General features: G+C 32.5%; 12 protein-coding genes. 2 read left to right on the top strand and 10 right to left on the bottom strand.

All coding sequences use genetic code 11. From position 1 onward, the window contains the following. Positions 1–92 precede the first annotated feature (92 nt). From H2650_RS00585 to H2650_RS00575, 3 genes are all read right to left on the bottom strand, one after another. Positions 93–1,166: a type I restriction endonuclease gene (locus tag H2650_RS00585; protein WP_188048818.1), complete on the bottom strand. Its 1,074-nt coding sequence runs from the start codon at positions 1,164–1,166 to the stop codon at positions 93–95. Positions 1,167–1,593: 427 nt separating this feature from the next. Further along, positions 1,594–2,781, bottom strand: coding sequence for a pyridoxal phosphate-dependent aminotransferase (locus tag H2650_RS00580; RefSeq protein ID WP_188048817.1), 1,188 nt, complete (start codon positions 2,779–2,781; stop codon positions 1,594–1,596). 103 nt (positions 2,782–2,884) lie between these two features. After that, positions 2,885–3,976, bottom strand: coding sequence for an acyl-CoA desaturase (locus H2650_RS00575; protein WP_188048816.1), 1,092 nt, complete (start codon positions 3,974–3,976; stop codon positions 2,885–2,887). A gap of 105 nt (positions 3,977–4,081) precedes the next feature. Here H2650_RS00575 and rsmG point away from each other — a divergent pair, with 105 nt between their 5' ends. Next, positions 4,082–4,711, top strand: a complete 630-nt coding sequence (rsmG, locus tag H2650_RS00570; RefSeq protein ID WP_188048815.1) for a 16S rRNA (guanine(527)-N(7))-methyltransferase RsmG — start codon at positions 4,082–4,084, stop codon at positions 4,709–4,711. A gap of 147 nt (positions 4,712–4,858) precedes the next feature. Here rsmG and pruA read toward each other — a convergent pair whose 3' ends face one another. The 5 genes from pruA to map form a co-directional block, all read right to left on the bottom strand. After that, complete coding sequence (gene pruA, locus H2650_RS00565; RefSeq protein ID WP_188048814.1) at positions 4,859–6,487, bottom strand: L-glutamate gamma-semialdehyde dehydrogenase; 1,629 nt, start codon at positions 6,485–6,487, stop codon at positions 4,859–4,861. Between the two features lie 291 nt (positions 6,488–6,778). Continuing rightward, positions 6,779–7,165, bottom strand: a complete 387-nt coding sequence (gene apaG / locus H2650_RS00560; RefSeq protein WP_188048813.1) for a Co2+/Mg2+ efflux protein ApaG — start codon at positions 7,163–7,165, stop codon at positions 6,779–6,781. Positions 7,166–7,246: 81 nt separating this feature from the next. Next, positions 7,247–8,503 carry a DUF5103 domain-containing protein gene (locus tag H2650_RS00555; protein WP_188048812.1) on the bottom strand — a complete coding sequence of 419 codons (1,257 nt, stop codon included), beginning with the start codon at positions 8,501–8,503 and terminating at the stop codon, positions 7,247–7,249. A gap of 78 nt (positions 8,504–8,581) precedes the next feature. After that, positions 8,582–9,352 carry a class I SAM-dependent methyltransferase gene (locus H2650_RS00550; protein WP_188048811.1) on the bottom strand — a complete coding sequence of 257 codons (771 nt, stop codon included), beginning with the start codon at positions 9,350–9,352 and terminating at the stop codon, positions 8,582–8,584. Further along, positions 9,352–10,170, bottom strand: coding sequence for a type I methionyl aminopeptidase (gene map, locus H2650_RS00545; protein WP_188048810.1), 819 nt, complete (start codon positions 10,168–10,170; stop codon positions 9,352–9,354). Before map ends, H2650_RS00550 begins: the two co-directional genes overlap by 1 nt. Positions 10,171–10,382: 212 nt before the next feature. Here map and H2650_RS00540 point away from each other — a divergent pair, with 212 nt between their 5' ends. Further along, positions 10,383–11,570, top strand: coding sequence for a DUF445 domain-containing protein (locus tag H2650_RS00540; RefSeq protein WP_255462774.1), 1,188 nt, complete (start codon positions 10,383–10,385; stop codon positions 11,568–11,570). Positions 11,571–11,739: 169 nt separating this feature from the next. Here the strand turns inward: H2650_RS00540 and gpmI are convergent, their stop codons facing one another. Then, positions 11,740–13,257: a 2,3-bisphosphoglycerate-independent phosphoglycerate mutase gene (gpmI, locus tag H2650_RS00535; RefSeq protein ID WP_188048808.1), complete on the bottom strand. Its 1,518-nt coding sequence runs from the start codon at positions 13,255–13,257 to the stop codon at positions 11,740–11,742. Positions 13,258–13,397: 140 nt separating this feature from the next. Beyond that, positions 13,398–15,815: a DUF5916 domain-containing protein gene (locus tag H2650_RS00530; RefSeq protein WP_188048807.1), complete on the bottom strand. Its 2,418-nt coding sequence runs from the start codon at positions 15,813–15,815 to the stop codon at positions 13,398–13,400. Positions 15,816–15,842: the final 27 nt, after the last annotated feature.

Genomic DNA, 15,842 nt, shown 5'->3' with positions numbered 1-15,842 from the left:
AGTATTCTTTAGTGATTTTTTTAGATTGAATATTCTAATTTAGCTTAAAATATTATTCAAATTGCTTTATTTATTTAGTATGTCTAATATTATTATTCGTAATTTTTCAAAGTATGTAATAACTCTTTTTTATAGTTATAAATATCATCTAACGAATTTAATAGTTTTTTTTCTCCACTGTCTTTACCATTATTAAAAAGCTCAATATATTTATTTGCTGAATTAAAATGAAGACGACAAATAGGTTTGCGATTGTTGTCATCTAACAGAATGCCAAAATAAGATTGGGTATCTCTAAATCCGATTCTTGAGGTAGGTAACATTTCCCTTAATATTGCCTTTATTATTTGAGAACCTTCACGCTCTTCTTCCGTGGTTACAAATTTTGGTGCTTCAGAGCTGTCGTCTATTGATGAAATCGTTTCGTCAGTTTTGGTTGGTATAGTCTCATTAATATCTAAAGCATTCTTTAGTCTAAAATTTATGGACTCATTAATAGAATTAGAAAATGCTTTTTTAGTGTATTCTTTAAAAGCAGTCATTCTAGACGCTATTAATGGCTTCTCATAAAATTTACTAACTAACATTTTAACTATTTCATCTGAAGGATCTTTTAATTCTTTTTCAAATTCATTTCTTATTGCTTTTATATATTTTAATCCTTCTGCTGAATCTAGTATTGCCTCTAAATTATATCCGTTTTTTGTAAATTTATCTAATATTTTTAAACTAGTATCTTTTAGATTAGATAAGTCTAAAGTGAAAAATGGTTTTTCATCCATTATATTAGGTTTTTCCAAATCTGCGTAGAAATTATAAATATGCCCGTTAGTCAAAACACCGAATCTAGCTTTCGAAACGTGATAATATCTGTGTAGCTGTGAATTATGTGCATCTACATTTTCTTTCCAATTTTTACATTCAATTATTAATATAGGTTCACCATCTCTTTTAATAACATAATCTATTTTTTCCCCTTTTTTAGTTCCTATATCGCAAATAAACTCTGGAATTACTTCTGTTGGATTAAAAATATCGTAACCTAAAATTTGTATAAATGGCATTACAAAAGCATTTTTAGTAGCTTCTTCAGTATTAATTTGATCTTTTAATGAATCAACTCTACTGTGTAATTGTTCTAACTTTAATTTAATTTCTGCTTCCATATTTTTATATTGAAATAGGTTATAATTAGTAATTTAAAAATAAGTTAATAAATAGTTTATTAAATCAAATATAGAAATATATTCTTACCAAAATTCATTTTGTTGTTTAAATAGATGTAATAAAAAATAATTATGTTGTTGATTTAATGGATTTTAACTCGTTTCTGTACTCTTTAGTAAATTGAGTAGGTAAAGAAAGTTAATTTATATAAACATAAACAATTTGTAGATTTGCGTAAGGGATAGTAGTGAAAATCCTTGTTTATTATGAAGCGATAGCGAAATAATAAAAAAGATTGAAGCGTATAGCCCGACCGTGCTGTAACTTTAGTGAAAGCAGGGTTACGCCCAAAAAAAAATAGTTTAAGATCGAAGCGATAAAACTTCGAATCTTAAACTATTTTTATATTGTGAAAGTGTGTTTTAATTAAGCGACAGCTTCTTTTATTCTGCGTAAGGCTTCTTTTAAAATATCTTCGCTAGTTGCATAAGAGAAACGGATGCAGTTTGCGTTACCAAAAGCTTCACCAGTTACTGTCGCTACGTTAGCTTCACCTAAAAGGTACATAGAGAAATCATTCGCATCTTTGATTAAAGTTCCTTTTAATGTTTTTCCGAAGAATGCAGAAACGTCTGGAAATACATAAAAAGCGCCTTCTGGAACGTTAATTTTCATTCCTGGAATTTCTTTGATTAATCCTACTACTAAATCTCTACGACTATGGAACGCTTGAACCATATCGTTTAATACAGAAGGATCAGCGTCAACGGCAGTTATGGTAGCGCGTTGTGCAATACTGTTGGCTCCACTAGTTACTTGACCTTGAATTTTGGTACACGCTTTTGCGATAAATTCTGGTGCGCCAATGTAACCAATTCTCCATCCTGTCATTGCGAAGGCTTTAGCTACTCCGTTTACGGTAATTGTTCTTTCTAACATTCCTGGTATAGAGGCGATGCTACAAAAAGTTCCCGAGAAATTAATGTGCTCGTATATTTCATCGGCAACAACATATATGTTTGGGTATTTATCTAATACTTTAGCTAATGCTGTTAGTTCGTCTCTACTGTAAACAGATCCGCTAGGATTGCAGGGAGAACTAAACCACATCATTTTTGTTTTAGGAGTAATTGCTGCTTCTAATTGTTCTGGTGTAATTTTGAAATCGGTTTCTACTGAGGTAGGAACTTCTACAGGAACTCCGCCAGATAATTTTACAATTTCGAAATAGGAAACCCAGTATGGAGCGGGTAAAATAACTTCGTCCCCATCATTAAGCATGACTTGTGCAATGTTATATAAAGATTGTTTTGCTCCAGTAGAAACTACAATTTGAGAAGGTTTGTACTCTAAGTTGTTGTCTCTTTTAAATTTTCTGCAAATTGCTTCTTTCAGTTCTACATATCCATCAACGGGAGAATAAGTGCTATAATTTTCATCAATGGCTCGTTTTGCTGCTTCTTTGATAAAGTCAGGTGTATTAAAGTCAGGTTCTCCTAAACTTAAACTGATGATGTCTTTTCCTTCTGCTTTTAATTCTCTAGCTAATGCTGCCATTGCTAATGTTTGTGATGTAGATAGGTTGTTAATTCTGTCTGAAAGTGGGTTGTTCATTATAAATAGTGTTGATTGCCCTGAGTTGCTGTAAAAATCAGGGTGGTTAATAATAGTTATGTTGCGGTCTTGTAAAAGAAAATTGAGTTTTTAAATGCTGTTTTTATAGAGCAGGTTTCATACCCAATTGTTTTAGATGTTTAAAGTGTGCAATAACAGCGCTTCTCATCGTTTTATATTCGTAATAAGGCAGGTTGCATTCTTGAGCTGTTTCCTTTACTATTTTGGCAATTTTACCGTAATGAATGTGGCTGATATTTGGAAAAATATGATGCTCAATTTGGTGATTTAAACCACCTGTATACCAGTTAACAATTTTGTTTTTTGGAGCAAAATTCGTTGTAGTAAACAATTGGTGAATGGCCCAAGTATTGTCCATTTCGCCTAATTCATTTGGAGAAGGATTGGTCGTTTCCTCTACAACGTGTGCTAATTGAAATACAACACTCAAAATTAATCCAGCAGTATAATGCATTATAAAAAAACCAATAAGCACTTTCCACCACGTGATTCCTATGATAATAGGTAAAGCAATCCAAATAGTCACATAAATTACTTTTGTGATTATTAAAGTGGTCCAAAGTATTTTTGGGCTTTTCGCTTCTCCGTAAGATAATTTTCGTTTCAAGTAACTTCTCATTTGTCTAAAATCTGTTGTGATAGCCCAATTGAAAGTTAGTAAACCATAAAGAAAAACAGAGTAATATTGTTGAAAACGGTGAAAATTGTACCATTTGGCATCTTTTGTAAAACGAATAACGCGTCCTGCATCTAAGTCTTCATCGTGCCCTGGAATGTTGGTATACGTGTGGTGTAACACATTGTGCTGTACTTGCCAGTTGTACACATTTCCAGCAAGAACATAAATAGTTCCTCCCATAAATTTATTAACCCAATTTTTATTAGAATAGGATCCGTGATTTCCGTCGTGCATTACGTTCATTCCTACGCCTGCCATTCCAATTCCCATTACAATTGTCAATAGAAGATGCGCCCAAAAAGGCATATCTAAGGTTAGAATTAAGAAATAGGGAGCTAGAAAAACAGTAAATAAGATTATTGTTTTTAAGTATAATTTCCAATTACCTGTTTTCTGGATTTTATTTTCCTTAAAGTAATTGTTAACCCGAGAGTTAAGGGTTCTGAAAAATTTCAGATTATCTTGCTTTGCAAAAGTTGGAGCTGTATTATTCATATGTCTTTAATAAGTTTCAAAGGTAATTATTATAAATTTTTGGATATGCAAAAATGAGATAAAAATTTTAACTCTAAAGTGTTACTTTTGTTAAAAAAATAAGTGATGGACGAGATTCTTAAATATTTTCCCAATTTAACTGATATTCAGAAAGAGCAGTTCGAAAAACTAGATTTTTTATACCATGATTGGAATGAAAAAATTAATGTTATTTCTAGAAAAGATATAGATGCTTTATATACCAAGCATATTTTGCATTCGTTAGGAATTGCTAAAATTATAAAATTTGAACCTGGAACTTATGTACTTGATGTGGGTACAGGCGGAGGTTTTCCTGGAATTCCGTTGGCGATTCTTTTTCCCGAAACGCGATTTCATTTAATTGATATTATTGCCAAAAAAATAAAAGTAGTGCAAGGAGTTGTAGATGCTTTAGAACTGAAAAATGTAAAAGCAGAACAATTGCGTGCTGAATTGGTAAAAGGTGATTTCGATTTTATTGTGAGTCGTGCCGTTACCAATATGCCGGATTTTGTTTCTTGGGTAAAAACCAAAATTAAGAAACAGAACAAACACGAATTAAAAAACGGAATTTTGTATTTGAAAGGTGGTGATTTAACGGAAGAATTAAAAGACTTTCCAAAAGCAACGGAGTATAATTTAGCTGATTTCTTTGAGGATGAGTTTTTTGAAACTAAGAAAGTAGTGCATTTGCCATTGAAGTTTGTGGTTTAATAAGTCGTAAAGTTGAAAGTCGTAAAGTCGATATAACAGCCAAGGAAATAACTTAAAGTAAAAAGCCGAATCTAATTAGTTAGATTCGGCTTTTTATACTCGTATAAAGCTTTAAGACTTTCGACTTTAAAACTTTAAGACAATTAATTACTCTCCTAAAAACGGATATCTGTAATCTTCTGGAGTTACAAAAGTTTCTTTGATTGTTCTAGCAGAAGTCCAACGCAATAAGTTTTGCATAGAACCTGCTTTATCATTCGTTCCTGATCCTCTAGCTCCACCAAATGGCTGCATTCCTACTACAGCTCCAGTTGGTTTATCATTGATATAGAAATTACCTGCAGCATTTTGTAACGCTACTGTAGCTTCTTCAATTGCATAACGATCTTGACTGAAAACTGCACCAGTTAAAGCATACTCAGAAGTAGTGTCTACTAATTCTAAAGTCTCAGCCCATTTAGCATCTTCATACACATAAATAGTTACAACTGGTCCGAATAATTCAGTTTCCATTGTAGTGTATTTAGGGTTTGTTGTTAAGATGACAGTTGGTTCGATAAAATATCCTTTTGATTTATCATAGTTTCCACCAATGATAACTTCAGCATCTGTATCTTTTTTAGCTTGATCAATAAATTTCGCTAATTTGTCGAATGAAGCTTCAGAGATAACAGCAGTAATAAAGTTGCTCATATCTTCTGGAGAACCCATTTTCATCGATTTCAAATCCGTTTCTAATTGGCTTTTAATCGCTGGCCATAAACTTTGTGGCACATATACACGAGAAGCAGCACTACATTTTTGACCTTGGTACTCAAATGCACCACGAGCAATTCCTGTGGTAACTTGTTTTGGGTTGGCTGATGGATGCGCGATAATAAAATCTTTTCCTCCAGTTTCTCCTACAATTCTAGGGTATGTTTTGTATTTGCTGATGTTTGTTCCGATTTTTGCCCAAATATCATTGAAAACTCCTGTTGAACCTGTAAAGTGAACTCCTGCAAAATCTGGACTTGCTAATAACGTTTCCGTTACCATTCCAGAATCTCCCATTACCATATTGATTACACCGTCAGGTAATCCTGCTTCTTTAAAGATTTGCATCAACAAGTTAGCTGAATATACTTGAGTAGCTGCTGGTTTCCAAACGACTACATTTCCCATTAATGCGGCACTTGCAGGTAAGTTTCCAGCAATTGCAGTAAAGTTAAATGGAGTAATAGCGTATACAAAACCTTCTAATGCTCTGTATTCAACACGATTCCACATGTCTGAATTCGACTTTGGTTGCTCGCTGTAAATTTGCGTCATGTATTGTACGTTGAAACGTAAAAAGTCGATCAACTCACAAGAAGCATCAATTTCTGCTTGATATATAGATTTAGATTGTGCAATCATTGTTGCAGCATTGATTTTTGCTCTATATGGTCCAGCAATCAATTCAGCAGCTTTTAAGAAAATACCTGCGCGGTGTTCCCATGCCATATTTGTCCATGCTTTTCTTGCTTTTAGTGCTGTTGCTATTGCGCCTTCGATATGAGATTTCTCTGCTAAATGGTAGGTACCTACGATATGTTGGTGATCGTGAGGTGCTGACATTGTTTTAGTATTTCCAGTTCTAATTTCTTCGCTTCCGATATAAAGTGGAACGTCAATTTTAGAATTCCACATTGCTTTGTAAGCTGCAAGTACAGCTGCTCTTTCTGGTGAATTAGGTGCGTAGCTTTTTACAGGCTCGTTTACCGCTTTTGGTACATGAAAAAATCCTTTTAACATAGTTGTAAAATTATAAAATTAAAAATCTTCGTTGTGTTTTTAAATAAAAAACAAAAGTACGAAGGATTCTTTAAAGAAATGATATTTTATGTTGTTAAGTAAAGACTAAACTTGTATATAGTTGCTTTTTAGCCCTGATAGAAAAGGAAAGCTTTTTGTGGGTGTCGTTGTATTTTTTCTTGTAAAATAAGAGCGACTTTATAAGCTCCTTATTTTGCTTAGAAAAAAACAAACGAGAACATGAAAACTTGTATTGGAGAGCAGGATTGGCTTCTAACAGAGTTTAAAAATCTAATTTAAAGCAAATGGAGCACACAATCTGAAAGACGGTACAATAACTTTAAAGTTTTTGGTAGAGGTAAAGTTGATCATGTTAAAATACCCTTTCATAGCGCCATAGGGAGAGGAGAGCAAGCAACCGGAACTATAGGTATGTAATTCACCTGGTTTTAAAACAGGTTTTTTTCCTATTACACCTTCGCCATCTACAACCTCAATATCATTTAATGAATCGAAAATTTCCCAATGACGAGAAATTAATTGTACAGAATCTTTACTGTGGTTTTCTATTGTAATTTGGTAACTAAAGGCAAAGTGTAACTTGTAGTTCTTGAAGTAAGTTCCTTCAAAACTAGTTAATACAGATATTTTTATGCCTCTTGTTATTTGAGAAACCATAATAAGTGTGTAAAATCGTGTTTGTTGTCGTCAAAATTACAAAAAATAGATGTCGATTTGCCAATTATCAAAAAAGAATTTTTAGTTGGTACTATTTACAGAACTTGCGCTGCCTTTTCCAACTACTCTGTCATAACGGTCTATTCCTTCTCTGTAATAAACCAGAACGGTGTAATTATTTTCTGTTTGATAAAAATTACCATCAATCGCATTTTCAAAATCAATGTTTCCTTTGTTGTCTGCAATGGTGTATTGAAAATTTGTGAATCCTTGTTTAATTAAAATCGCCTTTTCGTAAGTTGCTTTTTTAGGATTGTAATCGAGTTTATATTCTGGTGTAAGATTGTAGTTGTTAAACATTCCCGTAACATAAATATCTTTGTTAAGTCTAAAACTGGGAGCCGAAAGGCTAAAATAAACCCAAGCGTAATCTGCTTCGATTTCGCTATTTGATGCATTTATATTTTTAACAACAAAATTTCCGTTGATGTCTTGACTGAAAGAATAAGGGAAATTAGCTCTTGCAGCATTTGTGTACAATCGAGAACCATAAATGGCTGTGTCAGAGTCTATTTTTCCAACATTATTCGCGGCAGCTCTGATGTCTTTATTCTCGAAATACAGGAATTCATTACCAGCCCAAAATTGTGTTTCTGCATCGTATTTATATATTAACTCATTGCCAATTGTATATTGTGGAACTACATTTTTTATGGCGTTATTTAGTTGACTATTTTGCATAATTACCACTCTTACGTTCTTTAATGCGTTTTGAAAAGTAATCGTATTGGATCTAATGGCAAAATCTAAATTTTGTTTCGTATCCATATTAGTAACCGTTCGTGCGCGTTTAACTTGCAGGGGAACTGAAACTAAATCTTCGCATAATATAAGTTTTCTAGAAAAAACAACTTCTTTGTTTTCGTCTAAAATCTTGATCATGTAATTGCCGCTGATTTTTAATTTCCGCGTAAATTGATTGGGAATCGATAGTTTATAATGCGAATATATTTGTAAAGTATTAAAAGAATTGGTGTAATCCTGAATGCGTTGATTATCAAAGCCTTCAAGATACTCATTTTTGGGTAATCCAGAAGGAATCCAATTATAATCACAGTGAATTATTTCATAATAGTAATTGGCTTCGTTGCCAAAAAGATCATCAAATTGCAACTGAAAACCTTCACCCAAATTTAAGATTGGAATTATATTTTGTTCGTTTTGAACAAATGAAATTGTTTTGATATTGTAAGGAGGAACCACCTCTTTTTCTGCTTGTGCAAAAGAAGAGCTAACTGTAAAAAGCAGAAAAAAGTGGGCAAAAATTGTTTTAATCATCTTTCTAAATGTCTGAGAGGTAAATATAACAAATTATATAGAATTCAGATTTGAATCTTTTTTTGCTAAAACACTATCTTATTTAAAACAAACAGGAATAATTTCTCCTTTAGCTAAGCAATATTTTTCGACTAATTCGGGTGCAATTTTCTTAGTATAATCTTCTTCAACTACGGTAAAACCAATACTTCTTAATTTATCAAAATAATCCCTTCCGTAAATGCGAACATGATCGTACTGTCCGAAAATTTTAGCACGTTCTTTTTGATCGGTAATCGAATCATCTGCAAAAGTAACTGCTCTTTTTAAATCCTGAGGAATTTGTAAAATAGCCATTCCGCCCGGCTTTAGAACACGATATAATTCTTGCATTGCCTTGGTATCATCCGGAATATGTTCTAATACGTGATTGCAAAGAATAACATCGTATTGATTGTCCTTAAAAGGTAAGTTACAAATATCTGCTTTTACATCTGCAAGAGGAGAAAATAAATCCGTAGTAGTGTAATCTAAGTTTTTCTGGTTTCTAAATAGTTTATAGAAGGCTTGTTCTGGTGCGAAATGTAATACTTTCTTTTTTTCTTTAGAAGTAAAAAAATCAGTTTCATCTTTAAGATACAACCATAATAATCGATGTCTTTCTAGTGAAAGTGTACTTGGAGAAAGAACATTGTTTCTTTGCGTTTCGTAGCCATAAGGCAACATCGATTTAAAACTTTTTCCGTCAATAGGATCGGTAAATTTGTTTCCTTTTAATGAAAAAGCGATAATAGGACGTGCCACGTAACTTAAACGAATCAGTAATGGGCGCGGTATGGTGTTGAGTACGAGTTTAAAAAGTTTCTTCATTACAGAACTAAAGGTGTTTTTCTAAATTCATCTTCTTCATTACTAACAATTCCTAACGCTTTATACACATAAGCAAAAGTGGATAATATCTCTGGTTTACCATCAATTATAGCAACGTCATGCTCAAAATGGGCACTCGGTTTTCCGTCGGCTGTTGTAATAGTCCAACCGTCTTTGTGTTGTTTTATATTTCTTGTTCCAAGATTGATCATGGGCTCGATTGCCACCACCATTCCTTCTACAAAAAGTTTTCCTCTTCCTTTTTTACCATAATTAGGCATTTCAGGATCTTCATGCATTTTTTGGCCCACGCCGTGTCCTACTAATTCACGAACTACTCCGTAACCATGAGCTTCTGTGTATTTCTGAATGGCATTTCCAACATCTTCTACGCGGTTCCCCAATCTTAATTCTCGGATTCCTACATATAAAGATTCTTTAGTAATTTGTAGTAATTTTTTAGTTTCTGGAGCTACTTCACCAATTTCAAAGGAATAGGCATGATCACCATGGTATCCGTTTTTGTAAGCGCCACAGTCTACAGAAATTACATCGCCACTTTCTAATGGTTTGTTATTTGGAATTCCATGTACCACTTGAGAATTTGGACTCATACACAATGAGTTTGGAAACCCATATAATCCTAGAAAACTAGGTACTGCACCATGATCACGAATAAATTCTTCGGCTAATTTGTCTAAATATAAAGTAGTAACTCCTTCTTTTATTTCAGAAGCTACCATTCCTAATGTTTTTGATACGATCAACGCACTTTCGCGCATCAATTCTATTTCTTCACGTGATTTTACAATAATCATAATACTTGTTTTTCAGTTTGCAAAAGTACGATTTTATAATTATTTAATTAGTTTCATACGGTATTTATAAAAAGCGTTTTTATTATACTCTTTTTTTAAAATTAGATAGAAATCAAATAAATGCTTTGAAAACAAAACAGTAAATTAGTGTAAAATAAAAAATAAATAATTTTATGAATTCGAATGAAACCAAAAAAACAAATTTAAAAAAGATGAAAAACATTGCGCTATTTGTTTTGGGAATAGCGGTGGTTTGTTTTTTTGTAGCGCATCATTATAAAGTGGGTTGGCTTAAAGCAATTAGTGAGGCAGCTATGGTAGGCGGAATTGCTGATTGGTTTGCTGTAGTAGCGTTGTTTAAACATCCATTAGGAATTCCAATTCCGCATACTGCTTTAATTCCTAATAATAAAGACGCTATTGGTCAGAATTTAGGCAGTTTTGTTTCGGATGAATTTTTAATTAAAGAGAAATTAGAGATAAAATTAGACGAATTTGATTTTGCTACTAAAGCAACTAATTGGTTGAAAAACGAGGAAAATTCAACTAAAATTGCTTCTTTATTAGTTGAAAATGTAATTCCCGGTGTTCTAAAAACTATTGATGATACCGATGTTAAAAATTTTATTCAGCAGCAGTTTGAAATTAAATTGCAGCAACTAAATTTTAGTGAATGGATTGCTTTGGGTTTAGAATCACTATCAAAAAGTGATAAACAAACTGAATTTATAACCAATGTATTGACCGTTTTGGCCTCAGAATTAGAAACGAATAGGATTGAAATTGATGAGAAAGTTAAAAGTGCTACACCTTGGTACACCATGGGCGTTGCTGATAAAAAAATTGCAAAAGGGGTTTATAATGGACTTTATGAATTTTTGAATAGTGCAAAAGAGCCTGATAGTACTATTCGTGAAAAGATAAATTTATATGTATTTAATTTTATTGAAGAGCTAAAAAACGCTCCCGAAATGCAACAAAAGATTAACTCCATAATTATAGATTTTACTCAGAAAGAAGAGTTTCAGAATTATATTGGATCAATTTGGCAGGAAATAAAAAAAGCAGTTACTGAGGATATAAATAACGGTGAGGAATCAAAAATTAAAATAAGTTTAGCTCGAATGATTAGTAATTTTGGATTAACCATTCAAAATGATATAGTCATGACTACTAAAATTAATAATTTTTTAAAAATTGATTTATTGGGCATTTTGCTTCGTAATAAAAAAGCCATCGGAGATTTGATTGCTAATTCTATGCAAAGTTGGGACAAAAAAGAAATTGCTGATAAGTTAGAATTAGAAGTAGGCAAGGATTTACAATTTATCAGAATTAATGGAACTGTTGTTGGTGGTATAGTTGGTCTGTTTATTTATTTTGTAGAGCTGTTTATTTAATTTATGAATTAGTTTCACTGTATTTTTGTACTATTCTTAATGCTTGAGGCACCTTAACTACGTTGTTTGGCAGAATTCAGAAGTACTAGTTCAACAAAATTTATAACTAAAGTATTCTATAAAAAAAATGCTATCCTTTTGAGATAGCATTTATGCATTTATTTTTTATTTATAACAAAGAATGACGTGTCATAACATTAGGTTTTTCAATTCCCATTAACTCTAAAATAGTAGGTGCTATATCTCCTAAAACCCCATTTTGAATTTTTTTCAACTCTTTATCTACTAAAATAATTGGTACCGGATTGGTGGTGTGTGCTGTATTTGGACTTCCATCAGGATTAATCATGGTTTCGCAATTCCCATGATCTGCTATAACTATGGTGGTGTAATTATTTGCTAAGGCAGCTGAAATTACTTTTTCGACACATTTATCAACCGCTTCACAAGCTTGTATTGCAGCGCTCATTATTCCGGTATGACCAACCATGTCGCCATTGGCAAAATTAAGACAAACGAAATCTACTTCTCCTTTATTCAGTTCAGGGACTAATGCATCTGCTAATTCAAAAGCACTCATTTCTGGTTGTAAATCATAAGTAGCTACTTTTGGAGAATTTTTTAAAATACGAGATTCTCCTTCAAAAGGCAATTCTCTACCACCAGAAAAGAAAAATGTTACATGCGGATATTTCTCTGTTTCCGCAATCCTAATTTGCTTTTTGTGCGCTTTCTCTAAAACTTCTCCAAGGGTCTCTGTAATATTGTCTTTATTATAAACGACTTTTATATTTTTGTAAGTTTCGTCATAATTAGTGAGTGTTACATAATACAGGTTTAATTTGTGCATGTTGTGTTCGTGACAATCCATTTGAGTTAAAACCTCTGTTAGCTCACGACCTCGATCTGTTCTAAAATTAAAGAAAATAACCACATCATCTTCTTCTATAGTGGCGAGTGGTTTGTCAAATGCATCTACGATAACGGTAGGATGAATAAATTCGTCGGTGACATTAACTTCGTAACTTTCTTCGATAGATGCTACGGCATTTGTAACATGAGTTCCAATTCCGTTGACTAATAGATCATAGGCTAGTTTTATTCTTTCCCATCTTCTGTCTCTATCCATGGCGTAGTAACGACCTATGATCGAAGCTAGTTTTACGGAAGTATTGGCTATATAATCTTGTAAGTCTTGAATGTAATGTTTGCCTGATTTCGGATCCACATCTCGACCATCAGTAAAGGCGTGAACATAAACTTTTTGTAATCCATGTTCTTGCGTAGCATCTATCAAACCTCGTAAGTGCGAAGTGTGCGAATGTACGCCACCATCTGAAAGTAGCCCTAAAAAGTGTACTTTTTTATTGTGTGTTTTGGCATATTTAAAAGCATCTACTAATATAGGTTCCTTAGCGAGAGTATGATTGGCCACGGCCAAATTAATCTTGGCTAAATCCTGATATACAATCCTACCAGCTCCAAGATTCATGTGTCCCACTTCACTGTTTCCCATTTGACCTTCGGGTAATCCTACATTCAAACCGTCTGTTCGAAGTTGAGCATGTGGATAATTTTTATATAGGCTATTTATAAAAGGAACATTAGCGTTGTCGATTGCAGAAATTTTTGGATCTGGAGATTTTCCCCAACCGTCCAAAATCATAAGAATTACTTTTTTATTCATCACAAAGTTATTTTAAACAAAGATAAAGTATTTCTAAAAACCTTAGCGCCAATTCAGTTAACTATTGAAGATATATAGATTTGGTTAAAATAAAATGATTAATGTAAAATCAAAAGGGCTTTTTTTTAAAATAAATGGATTTAGAATTTATTTTTAACTTGATTGTAATCAATAAAATAACGAACGCTAATTGAAAAGGTATGATTTAAAGCGTCATTAGTTAATAAATTAGTTACATTATTTCTAAAATCCTTATTAATATTTCTTTCAAAAGCACCTGCGTTATTTCGATACAAGACAGAAACTTGACTGCCTGGCGCAAACCACCACGAATAAGATAAATCAGCATTCCAAGAATAGAAACTAGAATTTTTATTAGTGGTGTATCCTGCAAAATTTGTAAGTCTTCCGTTATTTTGTAATGCTAAGGTGTTTTTATTTTCAGCATAAGACCAATAATGACGTAAAGAAATATTAAAAGACATTTGACTATTTAAAGCATATTTTCCTGAAAAAGTATTGGCATATGTTATAACGTTTCTATTTGCAAAAATGACGGTGTTTGGTGTGTTTGTATTTAGATCATCGTCAATACTGTCGATACGTCCTTTGTTATTATTTCTTCTAAAAAAGCTGAAATTATAATTAATGGATAACTTATCATTAAAACGGTATCTAGGACCGAAATCAAAACCATAGGTTGTTCGTCCAGATTCATTAAAAATAGCATAAGAGGGATTAAAATCTATTGCAAACCTATTGTTATAATTCGTTGATATATAAATAAATCCTCCAATTTTAGCAGGAAGAATTACATATTTATCAGCTTGTTGAGATTCGTAGTAATCATAAGTTTCTACTGGGTTAGCATCAATTCCTATTGATAAAGATCTATTTTTTTTATCATTTGCATTAATTTGAAAGTTCAGGTTTCCCGATTGAATTTTTCCACTCTCTTTATGAAATTGAGAATAGGTATCGAATCGTGCGCTAAAACTATTGAAATGTTTGGTAGAGTTGAGAATCCTATAACTGGCATTTCCGTATAAACTATAATAATTAGTTTCAAAATTAATTCCTAAATCATTATTGTCAAAATCTTTGGTAGTGATGTCTGCACCAATTCCATAACGAAACTTTCCACTAGTTTCAGAAAAATTCAATTGAGAATTAACTCCTTTTTTGTTTTCGATATCATTGATGAAACTGTATTTAAAATCTCCAGTTAGGCTGTATGTATTTTTTTTAGTATTTAAATCCCAAACTAAAGCACTCACGTTTCCGTCTCTGTAACTGCCATTTCGTGTTACATTTGTATTTACAAAAGTAATTGATGAGTTTTTGCGAAAACGTTGGTCTAAAACTAAAACATTGTAATTGGTTAAGGGTTCAACTACTTCATTTCTTACTTCTTGTGTGTTATTATTTCTTATGGTAGCTTTGGTTTTTTCGGTTACGGCATTTAGGATTCCAACTCCTAATCCCTCTTTTGTTCTGCCTGATATTTTTAAAGCATTTATAAGATTTACGCTTGCAGGATTATCAATTATTTCTTCATCATTATTAATTTCTGGATAGATGCTTGGGTTTCCTCCAATTCGTCTCGAGTAAACCAAGTTACCTTTGCTAAATAAATCTGTCCCTTCTGTAAAAAAAGGTCTGTTTTCATTAAATTGTTGTTCAAAAGGACCTAAAACAAGGACTTTGTCATCATATTTTGTTTGCCCAAAGTCGGGTACAAGTATCATGTCTAACGTAAAAGCATCATTTATTCCGTATTTTAGATCTAAACCTCCTTTTAGAGTTCCTTTTGTTTTTTGTTTATCACTCGCATTTATATAAAATGAAGAATACGGTAAAAGGAAAAGACGAGTAGGTGGTTTTATGTTTTCAATTCCTTCTAAAATTCCTGTTTGTTGGGTAAAAGTTCCTAATTTGGTATCGATAAAATTCCAAGTGTATTTTTGTCGATCTCGTCTAATTTCTCTAAAAAAATTAAGACCCCAAGTTTGTTTGTTTTCTGCTGAAAACCGCAACGCTGCATAAGGGATTCGCATTTCTACAACCCAACCTTTGTCTGTAATAACCGCTTTACTTTTCCAAACGGCATCCCAGGAATAATCCTCTCCATTAGAATCAGTGGTAATACAATCGGCTTGACCATCAGCTGCGTTTACGAAAAACTGGAAATCTTGCTGCCCGTCATTGAACCCATTTATGAAAACACCAAAAAGATCCGAAGTACCAAAATTATCTCTTTGAGTAATTTCTTTTAAGATTTTATCTGGACTTTCATCATATAATAAAGCACCTATATATACAGCGTCGTTATCATATAATACTCTAATTTCAGTTCTCCTATTTTCTGGGATTTTTTTTCCATTATCCGGTGTCAACATAACAAAATCACTAGCAATTGGAGCCGATTGCCAAATAGTTTCGTCAAGCTTTCCATCAATTTCAATTTTTTCTGAAATAAATTTAGTCTGTAAGATTTTTTTTTGGCTGTAGCCAAATAAGGAAATGAATAAAAAACAAAGTAAAAGCGAGTTCTTCATATTTTGATTGATGATGATGATTATAAA

Origin of the sequence: Flavobacterium sp. GP15, from assembly GCF_014281985.1 — a bacterium.
Lineage (GTDB): Bacteria > Bacteroidota > Bacteroidia > Flavobacteriales > Flavobacteriaceae > Flavobacterium > Flavobacterium pygoscelis.
This window is presented reverse-complemented; position numbering and strand designations above follow the sequence as displayed.

Bases quoted from the DNA above. Each gene is read 5' to 3' on its own strand.
- H2650_RS00585 (WP_188048818.1), bottom strand. From the start codon at position 1,166: ATGGAAGCAGAAATTAAATTAAAGTTAGAACAATTACACAGTAGAGTT.
- H2650_RS00580 (WP_188048817.1), bottom strand. From the start codon at position 2,781: ATGAACAACCCACTTTCAGACAGAATTAACAACCTATCTACATCACAA.
- H2650_RS00575 (WP_188048816.1), bottom strand. From the start codon at position 3,976: ATGAATAATACAGCTCCAACTTTTGCAAAGCAAGATAATCTGAAATTT.
- rsmG (WP_188048815.1), top strand. From the start codon at position 4,082: ATGGACGAGATTCTTAAATATTTTCCCAATTTAACTGATATTCAGAAA.
- pruA (WP_188048814.1), bottom strand. From the start codon at position 6,487: ATGTTAAAAGGATTTTTTCATGTACCAAAAGCGGTAAACGAGCCTGTA.
- apaG (WP_188048813.1), bottom strand. From the start codon at position 7,165: ATGGTTTCTCAAATAACAAGAGGCATAAAAATATCTGTATTAACTAGT.
- H2650_RS00555 (WP_188048812.1), bottom strand. From the start codon at position 8,503: ATGATTAAAACAATTTTTGCCCACTTTTTTCTGCTTTTTACAGTTAGC.
- H2650_RS00550 (WP_188048811.1), bottom strand. From the start codon at position 9,352: ATGAAGAAACTTTTTAAACTCGTACTCAACACCATACCGCGCCCATTA.
- map (WP_188048810.1), bottom strand. From the start codon at position 10,170: ATGATTATTGTAAAATCACGTGAAGAAATAGAATTGATGCGCGAAAGT.
- H2650_RS00540 (WP_255462774.1), top strand. From the start codon at position 10,383: ATGAAAAACATTGCGCTATTTGTTTTGGGAATAGCGGTGGTTTGTTTT.
- gpmI (WP_188048808.1), bottom strand. From the start codon at position 13,257: ATGAATAAAAAAGTAATTCTTATGATTTTGGACGGTTGGGGAAAATCT.
- H2650_RS00530 (WP_188048807.1), bottom strand. From the start codon at position 15,815: ATGAAGAACTCGCTTTTACTTTGTTTTTTATTCATTTCCTTATTTGGC.